At 68.2% G+C, this 13,684-nt stretch carries 16 protein-coding genes and 3 tRNA genes; 11 read left to right on the forward strand and 8 right to left on the reverse strand.

All coding sequences use genetic code 11. The features are described 5' to 3' along the window. Nucleotides 1-87 precede the first annotated feature (87 nt). Both I7S92_RS01395 and I7S92_RS01400 read left to right on the forward strand, forming a co-directional pair. The gene (locus I7S92_RS01395; RefSeq protein WP_197641680.1) at nucleotides 88-1,461 is read left to right on the forward strand and encodes a M20/M25/M40 family metallo-hydrolase; all 1,374 of its coding nucleotides are present in this window, start codon (nucleotides 88-90) and stop codon (nucleotides 1,459-1,461) included. Beyond that, nucleotides 1,458-1,901, forward strand: coding sequence for a GNAT family N-acetyltransferase (locus I7S92_RS01400; protein ID WP_197641681.1), 444 nt, complete (start codon nucleotides 1,458-1,460; stop codon nucleotides 1,899-1,901). The genes I7S92_RS01395 and I7S92_RS01400 overlap by 4 nt, the downstream gene beginning before the upstream one ends. A gap of 70 nt (nucleotides 1,902-1,971) precedes the next feature. On the opposite strand, the gene I7S92_RS01405 is transcribed toward I7S92_RS01400, so the two are convergent. The 4 genes from I7S92_RS01405 to I7S92_RS01420 form a co-directional block, all read right to left on the reverse strand. Further along, nucleotides 1,972-2,196 (reverse strand): RND transporter, encoded by a 225-nt coding sequence (locus I7S92_RS01405; RefSeq protein WP_197641682.1) that lies wholly within the window; start codon nucleotides 2,194-2,196, stop codon nucleotides 1,972-1,974. An 89-nt stretch (nucleotides 2,197-2,285) separates the two neighbouring features. Next, nucleotides 2,286-2,362, reverse strand: a tRNA-Asp gene (locus I7S92_RS01410). A gap of 29 nt (nucleotides 2,363-2,391) precedes the next feature. Then, a tRNA-Asp gene (locus tag I7S92_RS01415) sits at nucleotides 2,392-2,468 on the reverse strand. Between the two features lie 82 nt (nucleotides 2,469-2,550). Further along, on the reverse strand, nucleotides 2,551-3,489 hold the full coding sequence (locus I7S92_RS01420; RefSeq protein WP_197641683.1) for a pirin family protein: 939 nt from the start codon (nucleotides 3,487-3,489) through the stop codon (nucleotides 2,551-2,553). A 162-nt stretch (nucleotides 3,490-3,651) separates the two neighbouring features. On the opposite strand from I7S92_RS01420, the gene fabD reads away from it, so the two are divergent. The 7 genes from fabD to I7S92_RS01455 all read left to right on the forward strand — a co-directional run bounded on the left by fabD (nucleotide 3,652) and on the right by I7S92_RS01455 (nucleotide 8,525). Continuing rightward, nucleotides 3,652-4,581 (forward strand): ACP S-malonyltransferase, encoded by a 930-nt coding sequence (gene fabD / locus I7S92_RS01425; protein WP_197641684.1) that lies wholly within the window; start codon nucleotides 3,652-3,654, stop codon nucleotides 4,579-4,581. A 9-nt stretch (nucleotides 4,582-4,590) separates the two neighbouring features. Further along, complete coding sequence (gene fabG, locus I7S92_RS01430) at nucleotides 4,591-5,328, forward strand: 3-oxoacyl-ACP reductase FabG (protein ID WP_197641685.1); 738 nt, start codon at nucleotides 4,591-4,593, stop codon at nucleotides 5,326-5,328. A gap of 168 nt (nucleotides 5,329-5,496) precedes the next feature. Continuing rightward, a complete protein-coding gene (locus tag I7S92_RS01435; protein ID WP_103256210.1) occupies nucleotides 5,497-5,730 on the forward strand; it encodes an acyl carrier protein in 234 nt (77 codons plus the stop codon). A gap of 421 nt (nucleotides 5,731-6,151) precedes the next feature. Further along, nucleotides 6,152-6,598 carry a 30S ribosomal protein S6 gene (gene rpsF, locus I7S92_RS01440; protein ID WP_197641686.1) on the forward strand — a complete coding sequence of 149 codons (447 nt, stop codon included), beginning with the start codon at nucleotides 6,152-6,154 and terminating at the stop codon, nucleotides 6,596-6,598. A gap of 20 nt (nucleotides 6,599-6,618) precedes the next feature. Next, nucleotides 6,619-6,846 (forward strand): 30S ribosomal protein S18, encoded by a 228-nt coding sequence (gene rpsR, locus I7S92_RS01445; RefSeq protein ID WP_103256213.1) that lies wholly within the window; start codon nucleotides 6,619-6,621, stop codon nucleotides 6,844-6,846. A 12-nt stretch (nucleotides 6,847-6,858) separates the two neighbouring features. Continuing rightward, entirely contained in the window at nucleotides 6,859-7,428 is a 570-nt protein-coding gene (gene rplI / locus I7S92_RS01450) for a 50S ribosomal protein L9 (RefSeq protein WP_197641687.1), read from the forward strand. A 167-nt stretch (nucleotides 7,429-7,595) separates the two neighbouring features. Then, nucleotides 7,596-8,525, forward strand: coding sequence for a DMT family transporter (locus I7S92_RS01455; RefSeq protein ID WP_197641688.1), 930 nt, complete (start codon nucleotides 7,596-7,598; stop codon nucleotides 8,523-8,525). Here the strand turns inward: I7S92_RS01455 and I7S92_RS01460 are convergent. Next, nucleotides 8,522-9,205, reverse strand: coding sequence for a winged helix-turn-helix transcriptional regulator (locus I7S92_RS01460; RefSeq protein ID WP_197641689.1), 684 nt, complete (start codon nucleotides 9,203-9,205; stop codon nucleotides 8,522-8,524). The genes I7S92_RS01455 and I7S92_RS01460 overlap by 4 nt on opposite strands. Nucleotides 9,206-9,302: 97 nt before the next feature. Between I7S92_RS01460 and I7S92_RS01465 the strand changes: the two genes are divergently transcribed. Continuing rightward, nucleotides 9,303-10,457 (forward strand): acyl-CoA dehydrogenase family protein, encoded by a 1,155-nt coding sequence (locus I7S92_RS01465; RefSeq protein ID WP_242070005.1) that lies wholly within the window; start codon nucleotides 9,303-9,305, stop codon nucleotides 10,455-10,457. Between the two features lie 53 nt (nucleotides 10,458-10,510). Here the strand turns inward: I7S92_RS01465 and tig are convergent, their stop codons facing one another. Both tig and I7S92_RS01475 read right to left on the reverse strand, forming a co-directional pair. After that, nucleotides 10,511-11,845: a trigger factor gene (gene tig / locus I7S92_RS01470; RefSeq protein ID WP_197641690.1), complete on the reverse strand. Its 1,335-nt coding sequence runs from the start codon at nucleotides 11,843-11,845 to the stop codon at nucleotides 10,511-10,513. A gap of 145 nt (nucleotides 11,846-11,990) precedes the next feature. After that, a tRNA-Leu gene (locus tag I7S92_RS01475) sits at nucleotides 11,991-12,075 on the reverse strand. 171 nt (nucleotides 12,076-12,246) lie between these two features. Between I7S92_RS01475 and I7S92_RS01480 the strand changes: the two genes are divergently transcribed. Next, the gene (locus I7S92_RS01480; RefSeq protein ID WP_197641691.1) at nucleotides 12,247-12,726 is read left to right on the forward strand and encodes a Hint domain-containing protein; all 480 of its coding nucleotides are present in this window, start codon (nucleotides 12,247-12,249) and stop codon (nucleotides 12,724-12,726) included. Here the strand turns inward: I7S92_RS01480 and I7S92_RS01485 are convergent. Next, nucleotides 12,723-13,562, reverse strand: coding sequence for a LysR family transcriptional regulator (locus I7S92_RS01485; protein ID WP_354001291.1), 840 nt, complete (start codon nucleotides 13,560-13,562; stop codon nucleotides 12,723-12,725). The genes I7S92_RS01480 and I7S92_RS01485 overlap by 4 nt on opposite strands. Nucleotides 13,563-13,684: the final 122 nt, after the last annotated feature.

Consider the following 13,684-nt stretch of genomic DNA (forward strand, 5'->3'; position numbering starts at 1 on the left):
CCGGCGTCTAGATAGCGCAGACCGGCTGCTCTGGACAGTCCCAAGCTGCCTGCTAGGTTGCATTTGATCACCTTTCCGGAGACTGCGATGACCCTCGATGCCGTCCTTGCCCGTATCGACGAGACCCTGCCCCAATCCATCGACCGGCTGATGGAGCTGTTGCGGATCCCCTCGATCTCGACCGACCCGGCCTATCGCGCCGATTGCGCCCGCGCAGCGGACTGGCTGGTCAAGGACCTGGAATCGCTCGGCTTCTCGGCCCGCGCCGCGGCGACTCCGGGTCATCCGATGGTCGTGGGCCATGGCGGCGAGGGTGGGCGGCACATCCTCTTCTATGGCCATTACGACGTGCAGCCGGTCGACCCGCTCGACCTCTGGGACCGCGACCCCTTCGATCCCGAGGTTCAGGACACGCCGAAAGGCCGGGTGATCCGGGCGCGGGGCTCGTCCGACGACAAGGGCCAGCTGATGACCTTCGTAGAGGCCTGCCGCGCCTGGAAATCCGTGCATGGCGCGCTGCCGGGCAAGCTGACGATCTTCCTGGAGGGCGAGGAGGAATCGGGCTCGCCCTCGCTGATCCCCTTCATGCGCGACAACGCGGCCGAGTTGACCGCCGAGCTGGCGCTGATCTGCGACACCTCGATGGTCTCGCCCGGCGTGCCTTCCATCGCCGGGCAGCTGCGGGGCATGCTGAAAGAGGAATTCACCCTGCACGGCCCGCGGATCGACCTGCATTCCGGCCATTACGGCGGCCCCGCGCTGAACCCGCTGCGCGAGATCGCGAGGATCATCGCCAGCTTCCACGACGAGACGGGCCGCGTCGCGGTGGAAGGCTTCTACGACGGCGTGCACGAGGTGCCCGAGGCGCTGAAGCGCCAGTGGGAGACCTGCGGCTTCGACGAGAAGGACTATCTGGAATCGGTCGGATTCACCCGCGCCCATGGCGAGGCGGGCTATTCCACGCTGGAGCAGCAATGGGCGCGCCCGACGCTGGAGATCAACGGCCTCTGGGGCGGCTACCAGGGCGCGGGGTCGAAGACCGTGATCCCGTCCGAGGCGCATTGCAAGATCACCTGCCGGCTGGTCGGCGACATGGACGCGGCCGATCTGCGCCGCAAGCTGCGCGCCCATGTCGAGGCACGCCTGCCGCAGGACGCCCGCATCACCTGGGATGGCCATCTCGACGGCGCGCCCGCCGCGGTGATGGACACCTCGCGCCCCGAGTTCGAGGCCGCGCGGCAGGCGCTGTCCGACGAATGGCAGCGCGAGGCGGTGATCGTCGGCATGGGCGGCTCGATCCCGATCGCGGGGTACTTCAAGGAAATCCTCGGCATGGACGCCATGTTGATCGGCTTTGCCAACGACGACGACGCCATCCACTCGCCGAACGAGAAATACGACGTGGAAAGCTTCCACAGGGGCATCCGCAGCTGGGCCCGCATCCTGGCCCGGATCGCATGACGGTAGAGCTTCGCGCCGCAACCCCTTCGGACCAAAGCGATTTCCGCCGCCTCTGGCAGGGCTTCTGCGACGGCTATGGCCTGACGCTGGCGCCGGAGGTTACGGATTTCACCTGGGGCCGCCTGATGGACCCGGGAAACGCGTTGACCCTGCGGCTGGCCTGCCTGGATGGCCGGCCGCAGGGCTTTGCCATCCACCAGCACCACCCCTCGACCTGGGTTCTGGGCGACGACGGCTATCTCGAGGACCTCTACGTCGCGCCCGAAGCGCGCGGCCGGGGCCTCGGGCGCGCGCTGATCGAGGATCTGGTGGCGATCGGCCGCGCCAGGGGCTGGCGGCGCCTCTACTGGCTGACCGAGATCGAGAACGCCGCCGCGCGGCGGCTTTATGACCAGTTCTGCGACAACGACGGCCATATCCGCTACCGGATGACGCTCTGACCGCTCCTCCCCGTTCGACTCCGTCTCCTCGTCGGCGGGCGAGGAGTGACGAAGTCATCGACGAGCCGCCCTACCCCCGCGTTGCCCGCATCCGCGCCAGTTTCCCCAGCAGCAGGACCCAGGGCGCGGCATGCAGCACGAGGTCGAAGATGTCGATCGGCCGCACCAGCCCGCCCGCGGCCAGGAGCTTCAGCTTCTCCCACAGATGCGGCTCGGGGGCGAACGGGGCCAGGCCCAGGGTCAGCGACGCGAGCACGAGCAACGCGAGCGGCAGCTTGTCGAGAAAGGACAGCATCGGCAACGCCTCCGGGCCGGATCCGCCAGGACGAAAGGCCATGATGTTCCCGCAGGCAAGCGACCCTATATGACCCGGCTTGGAAGAAATGGCGCGGTGGACGGGGCTCGAACCCGCGACCCCCGGCGTGACAGGCCGGTACTCTAACCGACTGAGCTACCACCGCGCATGGGCGACCGGGACTTGGGGAAGATCTGGCGCGGTGGACGGGGCTCGAACCCGCGACCCCCGGCGTGACAGGCCGGTACTCTAACCGACTGAGCTACCACCGCGCAATCTTCCATCCGGTCCCCCGGACGTGGGGGCCTGATACTGAACCCCTCGGCCGCCGTCAATGGCTACCGAGGGGAAAAATCACCGATCCGGTGCCGGGATGAATTCGGCGTCGTCGCCCGGCGGCAGGCGGAAGCGGCCGTGCTGCCAGTCGCCGGCGCGCCAGGCCTCTTTCGCGGCCTCGATCTTCTCGCGCGAGGAGGCGACGAAATTCCACCAGATGAAGCGCGGCCCCTCCATCGTCGCCCCGCCCAGGAGCATGATCCGCGCGCCCTGCGCCCCGGCCCGGACCGAGACCCGGTCGCCCGGCCGGAAGACCAGCATCCGCCCGGCCTCGAAGTTTTGGCCGCCGCTGGCGACCTCGCCATCCAGCACATAGACGCCGCGATCCTCATGATCGTCGGGCAGGGGAATCGCCGCGCCGGGTGCCAGGCGGGCATCGGCGTAGAAGACCTCGGAGGGCATATCGAGCCCCACCCGCTCGCCCCAGGCATTGCCCAGGATCAGCCGGACCTCCTTGCCCTCGCCCTGCAGTTCGGGCAGGTCCTCGCGCCCGAGATGCGCGAAGGCCGCGGCCTCCTCCTCGCGCCGTTCCGGCAGCGCAAGCCAGGTCTGCAGCCCGAAGAGCGCATGCGGTGCGCGGCGCACCTCGCCGTCGGTGCGCTCGGAGTGGGTGATCCCCTGCCCTGCCAGCATCCAGTTCACGGCGCCGGGCTCGATCCACTGGTCGGTGCCGAGGGAATCGCGGTGATGCAGCCGCCCCTTCATGAGATAGGTGACCGTCCCCAGCCCGATATGCGGATGCGGCCGGACGTCGATACCCTCGCCGGTCAGGAACTCGGCCGGGCCCATCTGGTCGAAGAAGATGAAGGGCCCGACCATCTGCCGCTTGGCCGAAGGCAAGGCGCGGCGGACCTCGAAACCGCCGAGGTCGCGGGCGCGCGGGACGATGACGGTCTCGATCGCGTCCACCTGATCGCCGATCGGGACCTGCGGGTCCAGGATGGGATTCCAGCTCATGATGGTGCTCCTTTGCCGGAAAAGGTAGTCCTTCCCGCCCCGCGATGCACCCCGTTCCCGCCGCGCCGGGCCTGTGCGGTGGCGAACAGCCGCGCGGCGCGATTGCGCGCGGGCGGCGGGCGCGCTATCCCGGATCCCGAAGTGGTTTTCCAGGGGGCAAGCATGAGCCGCGCATTCGTCTTTCCGGGCCAGGGGGCCCAGGTGATCGGCATGGGCCGCGCCCTGGCCGAAGCCTATCCCGCCGCGAAGGCCGTCTTCGACGAGGTGGACGCCGCCCTTGGCGAAAAGCTCTCGGCCCTGATCTGGGAGGGCGACATCGCCGAGCTTACCCTGACCCAGAATGCCCAGCCCGCGCTGATGGCCACTTCCCTCGCCGCCTTCCGCGCGCTCGAGGCCGAGGGGATGGGCCTCGACCAGGTCGCCTTCGTCGCCGGGCACAGCCTTGGTGAATATTCCGCCCTCTGCGCCGCCGGGTCGCTGAGCCTCGCCGATACCGCGCGCCTCCTGCGCATCCGCGGCCAGGCGATGCAGGAGGCAGTGCCGGTGGGCGTGGGCGCCATGGCCGCCCTTCTGGGCCTCGATTTCGAGACCGCCATCGCGGTGGCGCAAGAGGCCGCCCAGGGCGAGGTCTGCCAGGCCGCGAACGACAACGACCCGGCGCAGGTGGTGGTCTCGGGCCACAAGGCGGCGGTGGAACGCGCGGTCGAGATCGCCAAGGCGAAGGGCGCGAAGCGGGCGCTCATGCTGCCGGTCAGCGCGCCCTTCCATTGCGCGCTGATGCAACCCGCCGCGCATGTGATGGCCGAGGCGCTGGCCGCCGTGCCGATCTCGAATCCCGCCGTCCCGGTGGTGGCCAACGTCCGCGCCGAGGCGGTGACAGAGGCCAACCGGATCGCCGACCTCCTGGTCGCGCAGGTCACCGGCTCGGTCCGCTGGCGGGAAAGCGTGCTCTGGATGGAGAAGGCCGGGGTCACGGAATTCTGGGAAATCGGCGCGGGCAAGGCGCTTTCGGGGATGATCAGGCGCATCGCCCCCGGTGCCGCGACCCGCGCCATCGGCACGCCCGAGGATGTGGCGGCGGCAAAGGCATAGGAGAGACGGATGTTCGACCTGACAGGCAAGACCGCGCTGGTGACCGGCGCTTCCGGCGGGATCGGCGCCGACATCGCCCGCACCCTGCATGCGGCGGGGGCGACGGTGGGGCTTTCGGGCACCAGGACCGAGCCGCTGCAGGCCCTGGCCGCGGAACTGGGCGCGCGGGCGCATGTCCTGCCCTGCAACCTCTCGGACCCGCAGGCGGTCGAGGGGCTGGTGAAGCAGGCGGCCGAGGCGATGGGCGCGGTTGACATCCTGGTGAACAACGCCGGCATCACCCGCGACGGGCTGGTGATGCGCATGTCGGACGAGGACTGGCAGGCGGTGATCGACGTGAACCTGACCGCGACCTTCCGGCTCTGCCGCGCGGCGATCCGGGGCATGATGAAGGCCCGCTGGGGCCGGATCGTCAACATCTCCTCGGTCGTGGGCCAGACCGGCAACGCGGGCCAGGTGAACTATGCCGCGTCGAAGGCCGGGATGGTGGGCCTGTCGAAATCGCTCGCGGCCGAGGTCGCAAGCCGCGGCATCACCGTGAACTGCGTCGCCCCCGGCTTCATCGAGACCGCGATGACCGGCAAGCTGAACGAGGCGCAGCGCGCCGGCATCCTGGGCGCGGTCCCGGCCGGACGCATGGGCCGGCCCGAGGAGATCGCGGCGGCGGTCCTCTACCTCGCCTCGCCCGAGGCGGGCTATGTCACCGGGGCCACGCTGCATGTCAACGGCGGCATGGCGATGGTCTGACCGCGCGCGCGGCGGCGAGGTTAAAGGGTTTGCCATGCGCCCCGACCCTTGCTATAGGCGCGTCAATTCCGCCCGGGGTGCGCTTCGTGCCCCCGGTTGGCAACCGGCCCGGCAACGGGCAGCTACAGAAAGGCCGGGGCCAATCCCTGCCAAGATAGAGGAACGGACATGAGCGACATCGCTGATCGCGTGAAGAAGATCGTCGTCGAGCACCTGGGCGTCGAAGAGGACAAGGTGACGGAATCGGCCTCGTTCATCGACGACCTGGGCGCGGATTCGCTCGACACCGTGGAACTGGTCATGGCCTTCGAGGAAGAGTTCGGCATCGAGATCCCGGACGATGCCGCCGAGACGATCCAGACCTTCGGCGACGCGGTCAAGTTCATCTCGGAAGCCGCCTGAGGCATTTCTTCCCTTGCGGGAACGCGGGGCATCTTTCGGGGTGCCCTTTGCTTTTGGACCAGCAAGGTGGGCGGATCGCCCACCCTACACCGCACTCCGGCGGCCAGCGGCACCCGACGCACGGCCCTTGGCACCCTCGCCCGGCCAGCACCGCGCCCCTGCCCGTCCTTGCTCTTCCAAATACTCCCGCCGGAGGCTCCGACCCCTCCCGCCCTTCGCACCTCCGGCTCGAAATCCTGGCGCAAGGTGGGCGATTCACCCACCCTGCCTTAAAGACACCCCCGCCTTGCGCCGCCGCCCGATATGTGTATAAGGCCGCATCCTTTCCGCTTATCCATGAACCGGCGATGCCTCTCGTGGACGGGCTGCGGAAAGGCTCTTGCCCGTCCTGTGAAGCCGCCCCGACACGAAGGAAGCCCGCATGCCTCTTTACGAGCATGTCTTCATCGCGCGCCAGGACCTGTCCAACGCGCAAGCCGAAGGCCTCATCGAGCACTTCTCCACCGTCCTCGCGGACAACGGCGGCAAGGTCGTTGAAAACGAGTACTGGGGCGTCAAGACGATGGCCTACAAGATCAACAAGAACCGCAAGGGCCACTATGCCTTCCTGAAGTCGGACGCGCCCGCCGCGGCCGTGCAGGAGATGGAGCGCCTGATGCGGCTGCATGACGACGTGATGCGCGTGCTGACCATCAAGGTCGACAAGCATGCCGAAGGCGTCTCGGTCCAGATGCAGAAGCGCGAAGAGCGTGACGGCGACCGCGGGGATCGCGGCGACCGTGGCGGCTTTGGCGGCGAACGCCGCGAGCGGCCGAGCTTTGGCGGCGACCGTGGCGAGCGCCCGTCGTTCGGCGCCCCGCGTCGTTGATCTGAGAAAGGACACATACCATGGCGAACAAGCCGTTTTTCCGCCGCCGCAAGGTCTGCCCGTTCTCGGGCGACAACGCTCCGGCGATCGACTACAAGGACACCCGCCTCCTGCAGCGCTACATCTCCGAGCGCGGCAAGATCGTCCCGTCCCGCATCACCGCAGTCTCGGCGAAGAAGCAGCGTGAACTGGCCCAGGCCATCAAGCGCGCCCGCTTCCTGGCCCTGCTGCCCTATGCCGTGAAATAAGGAGCGACGCAGATGCAAGTCATCCTTCTGGAACGTGTGGCCAAGCTTGGCCAGATGGGCGAGGTCGTGAACGTCAAGGACGGTTACGCCCGCAACTTCCTGCTGCCCCAGGGCAAGGCGCTGCGCGCGAACGACAACAACATCAAGTCGTTCGAGGCGAAGAAGGCCCAGCTGGAAGCCACCAACCTGGAAACCCGCAAGGAGGCCGAGTCGGTCGGCGCCAAGCTGGACGGCCAGGTCTTCATCGTGATCCGCTCGGCCTCGGACGCCGGTGCGCTTTACGGTTCGGTCACGCCCCGCGACGCCGCGGACGCCGCGACCGAGGCCGGCTTCACCGTGAATCGGGCCCAGGTCGTGCTGGACAAGCCGATCAAGGATCTCGGGCTGCACACCGTTTCGGTGAAGCTGCACCCGGAAGTCGCGGTCAAGATCAAGCTGAACGTCGCCCGTTCGGTGGAAGAGGCCGAGCTTCAGGCTTCGGGCAAGTCGATCCAGGAACTCGCCGCCGAGGCCGAAGCCCAGGCCGAGTTCGAGATCGCCGAGCTCTTCGACGAAGTCGGCGCGGCCGCTTCGGAAGAATAAGTCTTTCCCGTCAGGGAATTGCAAGCCGCGCCCGGGAGACCGGGCGCGGTTTTTCCATGCCGGGATGCGTACGCGCCCCTTGCCCGCCGCGCGAATTGCCGCGCGTTGACAAGGCGCTGTCGGGGGCAGGACAGCCGCCCCCCGCCCGATCGCTAGCCTCCCGGCCCATGCGCATGTCGTCCACCACCCAAGGTATCCTCGCCCTCGTCCTGGGGATCGCCGTCTTTTCGGTCCAGGACCTGATCCTGAAGCAGCTGTCGGGCGACTACCCGCTGCACCAGGCCATGGTCCTGCGCAGCCTGGTCGCCCTGCCCTTCCACCTGGCGATCGTCTGGTGGTTCGACGGCCGGCTCGGCACCATCGTCTCGCCGGGCTGGAAGAAGATGCTGGCGCGCGGGCTGCTCGGATTCGTGGCCTATACCGCCTATTACCTCGGCCTGGCCGCCCTTCCGATCGCCGATTCGGTGGCGCTGTTCTTCACCGGGCCGCTGTTCATCACCCTTGCCGCCGCGCTGTTCCTGGGCGAGACGGTGCGCCTTCCCGCCGGGCTGGCGGTGGCGGCCGGATTTCTGGGCGTCCTGCTGATCGTGAAGCCGGGGGCCGAGAGCTTCGACCTTGCCGCCATACTGCCGATCCTCGGCGCGTTGGGCTATGCCCTGTCCATGGTCGCCGCCCGGCCGCTCGGCCGGACCGAATCGGCCGCCGCGATGGCCTTCTGGAGCAATGTCTGCTTCCTGTTCTGCGCGCTCGCGCTTTCAGCCCTCTTCGGCAGCGGCGAATACGGCGGCGCGGCGCATCCCTCGCTGGCCTTCCTCACCCGCGGCTGGGTGATGCCGCCCATGACGGATGTGGCGCTGATGGCCGCCTGCGGCGTGATCGCGGCGGTGGGCCTCACGCTTCTGACCCAAGCCTACCGCATCGCGCCCGCGACTACGATCGCGCCCTTCGAATACAGCTTCATGTTCTGGGCCGTGCTCTGGGGCTGGCTCGGCTGGCGCGACCTGCCCGACATGCTGGGCTGGCTGGGGATCGCCGTCATCATCAGCGCCGGGATGATCGTGATCCGCGCGCCGCAGGAGCAACCGGCCGGCGCCTAGACCCGCCGGGGCGCCTTGTTCATCGGATGGCTCTCCAGCCAGCGCCCCATCGCCCGCGCAAGCACCGGGTCGCCGTCGATCTGCACCTTCCGGGCCGCCATCTCCTGCTGCAACCGGCTGAGCCCCATCCAGACCGACGTGACCGAGCGCAGCGACCCCGTGACCAGAAGGTCGATGTCATTGCCCGGATCGACCCGGCAAAGCTCCACATCGCTGCCCTCCAGCACCAGCCACCAGTTCCGGTCGGCCTGAGACAGCTCGGGATAAAGAAACTGCACCGTCCTCCGTGCGGGCAAGGGTGGATCGGGTCGGATGCCGCGGCGGATGTCCCACATCAGCAGCGAGGGGTCGAGCTGGCCCAGCGTCACCTCCTTGTCCACCCAGGCATGGCCCCACAGCATCATCGCCTCGACAAAGGGACGCAGGTCCTGCCCGGCGGCGGTCAGGCGATACTCCGGCCCGCCGTCCCCGCGCCGGACCTCGACCACGCCGGTCTCCTCCAGCTCCTTCAACCGCCGCGAGAGCAGCGCCGGCGACATCTTCGGCAGCCCCCGCCGCAGGTCGTTGAACCGGGTGCTGCCGCACAGAAGCTCGCGCAGGACAAGTGGCGTCCAGCGCGTGCATATGATCTCGGCCGCCATGGCCAGCGGACAGAACTGGCCGTAGCTCATGTTCGTCATTCGACCCTCCCCGCGATACAGTCCGTGAACTGGACCGACTCGGGCGCTTGCCCGACCCTGTGGCCACATTCAGCCCAAAGCCACAGGAGAGAACCCGATGTCACTGGCTACCGACATGATCGACCGGCCCGGCCGGCCCCCCAAGGAGACCCTGGCACAAGCAGCAGACCGCCTGGCCCGGGATTTCGCGGCGCGCGCCGACCGCCACGATACGGAAGGCTCATTCGTAGCAGAAAACTACGCAAAACTGAAGGACGCGGGCCTGGTCGAGGCCGGCGTGCCTGCCGAGCTTGGCGGCGGCGGGGCCGATGTGGCCGGGCTGGCCGACATGCTCCGCCGCCTGGCCCATGGCTGCGGCTCCTCGGCGCTGGCCTTCGCCATGCATAGCCATCAGGTCGCCATCCCCGCCTGGCGCTGGCAGAACCAGCCGGCCGCGAAGGCCGCCGTCGAACCGCTCCTGCGCCGCATCGCGACCGAGCGGATCGTGCTGATGTCCTCGGGCGGTTCCGACTGGGTCGGCGGCGCGGGCAAGGCCGAGCGGGTCGAGGGCGGCTACCGCATCCATGCGACGAAAAGCTTCGCCTCGGGGGCGCCCTTCGGCTCGCTCATCATGACCACCGCCGTCGCGGACGAGGCCGAGGGCCCCACGGTCCTGCACTTCGGCCTGCCACTGACCGGGCCAGGCGTACGGGTGGACGAGGTCTGGAATGCCATGGGCATGCGCGGCACCGGCTCGCAGCACCTGGTACTGGACGGCGTGGTCGTTCCCGACGACAAGGTCGCGCTGAAGCGCCCGGCGGGCCAGTGGCATCCGCTGTTCCAGATCATCGGCACCATCGCCATCCCGCTGATCTATTCCGTCTACCTGGGCCTCGCCGAATCCGCCCGCGACCGCGCGCTGGAACTGAACGCCGCCCGCCGCAACCCGCGCCTTGCCGGAGAGATGGAGACCCGCCTCCATGCCGCCCGCCTGGCCCATCGCGACATGGTGGCGGTGATTTCCGAGATGCCCCCTTCGGCGCAAAGCATCGACCGCGTGATGCGGGGCCGCGCGCTTCTGGTCGAGGCGGCGCTTGCCACCGCGTCGCTGGCGATGGACCTGGCGGGCGGAGAGGGCTTCCTGCGCAAGGCGGGACTGGAACGGATCTTCCGCGACGTCCAGGGCGCGCGCTACCATCCGATGCGGGCCGACCAGCAGCAGCTTTACACCGGCACGCTGGCGCTTGGCGGCGACGTCTCGCGCATCTTCTGAAACGAAAAGGCCGCACCCGAGGGTGCGGCCTGATCCTGTGCCTTGCGGCTGGATCACATCTCGTCCAGCGCCTCGACGGCCTTCTGCAGATCGTCCTTCGAGACTTCCTTCTCGGTCACCTTGGCCTGGGCCACGATGTGGTCGACGACCTTGTCCTCGAAGATCGGCGCGCGCAGCTGCTGCTGCATCTGGGCGTTCTTCTGCACGAATTCGAAGAACTGACGCTCCTGCCCCGGATACTGGCGGGCAGCGGCCAGGACGGCCTGGGTCATCTCGGCGTCGGTGACGGTCACCTCGGCCTTGCGGCCGATCTCGGCCAGCAGCAGGCCCAGGCGGACCCGGCGCTCGGCCAGCTTCTTGTGCTCGTCCGTCGGGTCGATCTGGCCATGGGCATGGCCATGATCGTCCGGGTGCTCCTCGTGGTAGAGCTGGTGCGCGATCTGGGCCGCCTCGGCCTCGACCAGGTTCTGGGGCAGGTCGAACTTGACCATCCCGTCCAGCTGGTCCAGCAGCGCACGCTTCAGCACGGCACGGGCAGCGCCCGAGTATTCGGCTTCCAGACGTTCGGAGATCTGGCCCTTCAGCGCGGCCAGGTCGTCCGCGCCGAACTTCTTGGCCAGCTCGTCGTCGATCTCGGCCGCCTTGGCCTCCTTCACCGCCTTGACGGTGCAGGCAAAGACCGCGGCCTTGCCGGCCAGGTGCTTGGCGCCATAGGTCTCGGGGAAGGACACGTTGACGCTGACTTCCTCGCCGACCTTCGCGCCGACCAGCTGCTCCTCGAAGCCCGGGATGAACGAGCCCGAGCCCAGCACCAGCGGGTAATCCTCGGCCGAGCCACCCTCGAACAGCTCGCCGTCGACCGAACCCTTGAAGTCGATCACGACCTGGTCGCCGTCCTTGGCTTTCGAGCCTTTCTTGCGGTCGTCATAGGATTTGGCGGTGCCGGCCAGGTTGTCCAGCGCCTCGGCCACGGCCTTGTCGTCGGCCTTGACGATCAGCCGCTCGAGCGTGACCTTCGAGGCATCGACCTCCGGGATCGGGGGCAGAGCGTCATAGCTCATCTCGACCACGACATCCTGGCCCTCTTTCCAGTCCTCGCCGCCGACCATCTTGACCTCGGGCTGCAGCGCCGGACGGTCGCCGGTCTTGTCGAAATGGTCGCGCATGGCGGCGTCGATGGCTTCCTGCATCGCATCGCCCAGGATGCGCTGGCCGAACTGCTTCTTCAGGATCGCCAGCGGCACCTTGCCCTTGCGGAAGCCCTTGATCTCGACCTCGGGCTGGGCCTCCAGCAGCTTTTCCTGGACCTTGGCATCCAGTTCGGCCGCCGTGACCGTGATGGTGTAGCCGCGCTTGAGGCCTTCGTTCAGGGTCTCGGTGACCTGCATTCTGGGATGTCCTTCCTCGATCGTTCTGGCGCCGGGGCGCAATAGTTCACGGACGCGAAGGCAAGGCCCCGCGCGGTATCGCGCGCCTTCTAGCAAAGCTTTCCCGCCGGTGTAAGGGGAAAATCGCCGCCGCTGCGGCCGGAACTGGTGCGGGTGAAGGGACTTGAACCCCCATGCCTTGCGGCGCCGGAACCTAAATCCGGTGCGTCTGCCAGTTTCGCCACACCCGCACGCAGCGCCTTCTAGCAAACCCCCGCCCCGGGCGCGAGGGCCAATCGCCGCATTGCTGACACAACCCCTGCGCGATCACGCCACATCTGCCGCGCATAAACCAAAGAGTAACCGCATGCCGGTCAAGATGCGATGCGACAAGACCCTGGGTGCAAGGCGGGTATGCGACCATGAATACGTCAGTGCGGATCGAAACCGGCAACAGCTCAGGGGTGCAGCCTTCGGGGCTGATGGCCGGGACCCTGGTCCGCACGCTGGACGGCATCCTGCCGGTCGAATTCCTCGAGCCCGGCGACCGGATCGTCACCCGCTCGGGCGCGCGGCGGCTGGGCTCGGTCTCGGTATCGAAGCGGCGGATGCTGCGCGTGGTGCGGATCTCGGCCTCCTCGCTTGGCCATGACCGGCCGGAACACGATCTCCTCCTCGCCCCCGGCCAGCCTGTCGTGATCCGCGACTGGCGCGCCACCGCCATCTACGGCACCCCCATCGCCGCGATCCCGGCCGAACGCCTGGTCGATGGCGACTTCATCCGCGAGGAGATCCTGCCCGAGGCCCGCCTTTTCACCCTCCGCTTCGCCGAGGATGAGGTGATCTGGGCCGAAGGCCTGGAAATCGGCTGCCCCGCGATGGAAACCGAACCCGTCCTCTAACGTCCCCAGGCCACGGCATTCTCGTGCCGCTTGATCAGGTGCTTCAGGTCCTCGAAGGCCGTGGTCAGGTGCAGCGCCAAACGCTCCGCCGCCTGCGACCGCGCCCGCCCGGTCCGGCGCAGGATGCCAAGTCTCCGGTTCGGCTGCGGCAGCTCCAGCGGCAGGGCGGCGATCCGGTTCTCCGTGCGCTGCGCAACGACCACCGAGAAGGGCAGCACCGCCAGCGCATTGGTCTCGGACATGTAGTTGATCACGCTCATCAGGCTGCCGCCGGAATAACGGATCGTGACCTCGGAGAGACCGATGGTCAGCAGGATCGAATGCAGGTCCGACCGCAGCGGCGATCCCGGCAATGGTGCCACCCAGGGCGATTCGGTCAGGTCCGACAGCTGCAACCGCCGCTTGCGCGTCAGCGCATGGCCGGTGCGGCAGGCCACGACATTGCGGCCGGGCAGAAGCTCCAGGAACTCGAACTCCGGCCCGGCCTCGATATGGCCGATCGGCACGATGGCAAGGTCGATCAGGTCATCCTCCAGCGCCGCCATCAGGTCGGGCAGGTTGCCATAACTCTGCTGCACCGAGACATCGGGCTCGACGTTCTGGAACCCCGCCACCATCCGGCTGATCATCGCATCCATGAAGAAGGGGACACCCCCCACCCGCACCAGCCCGCGCGTGCCGGTCAGGAAGCCCTTGACCGTATCCGTCGCCCGGCGCGAGGCGACCAGCATCGCGCGCCCATGCGCCGCCAGCGGCGTCGCCTGCAACGGCCGCTTGCCCTTGACGAACAAGGGCTGGCCGATCCGCGCCTCCAGCATCGCCAACGAGCGGCTCACCGCCGGCTGCGTCGCCCCAAAGCCTGCGCGCCGCCGCTGATCGTGCCCGCGTCCAGCACCGCCGCCAATTGCATGAGATGGGATTCGTTCAGTTTCATACCAACATGGTATGATACTCGGCG

It is taken from the genome of Tabrizicola soli (genome assembly GCF_015999335.1).
GTDB classification, from domain to species: domain Bacteria; phylum Pseudomonadota; class Alphaproteobacteria; order Rhodobacterales; family Rhodobacteraceae; genus Tabrizicola; species Tabrizicola soli.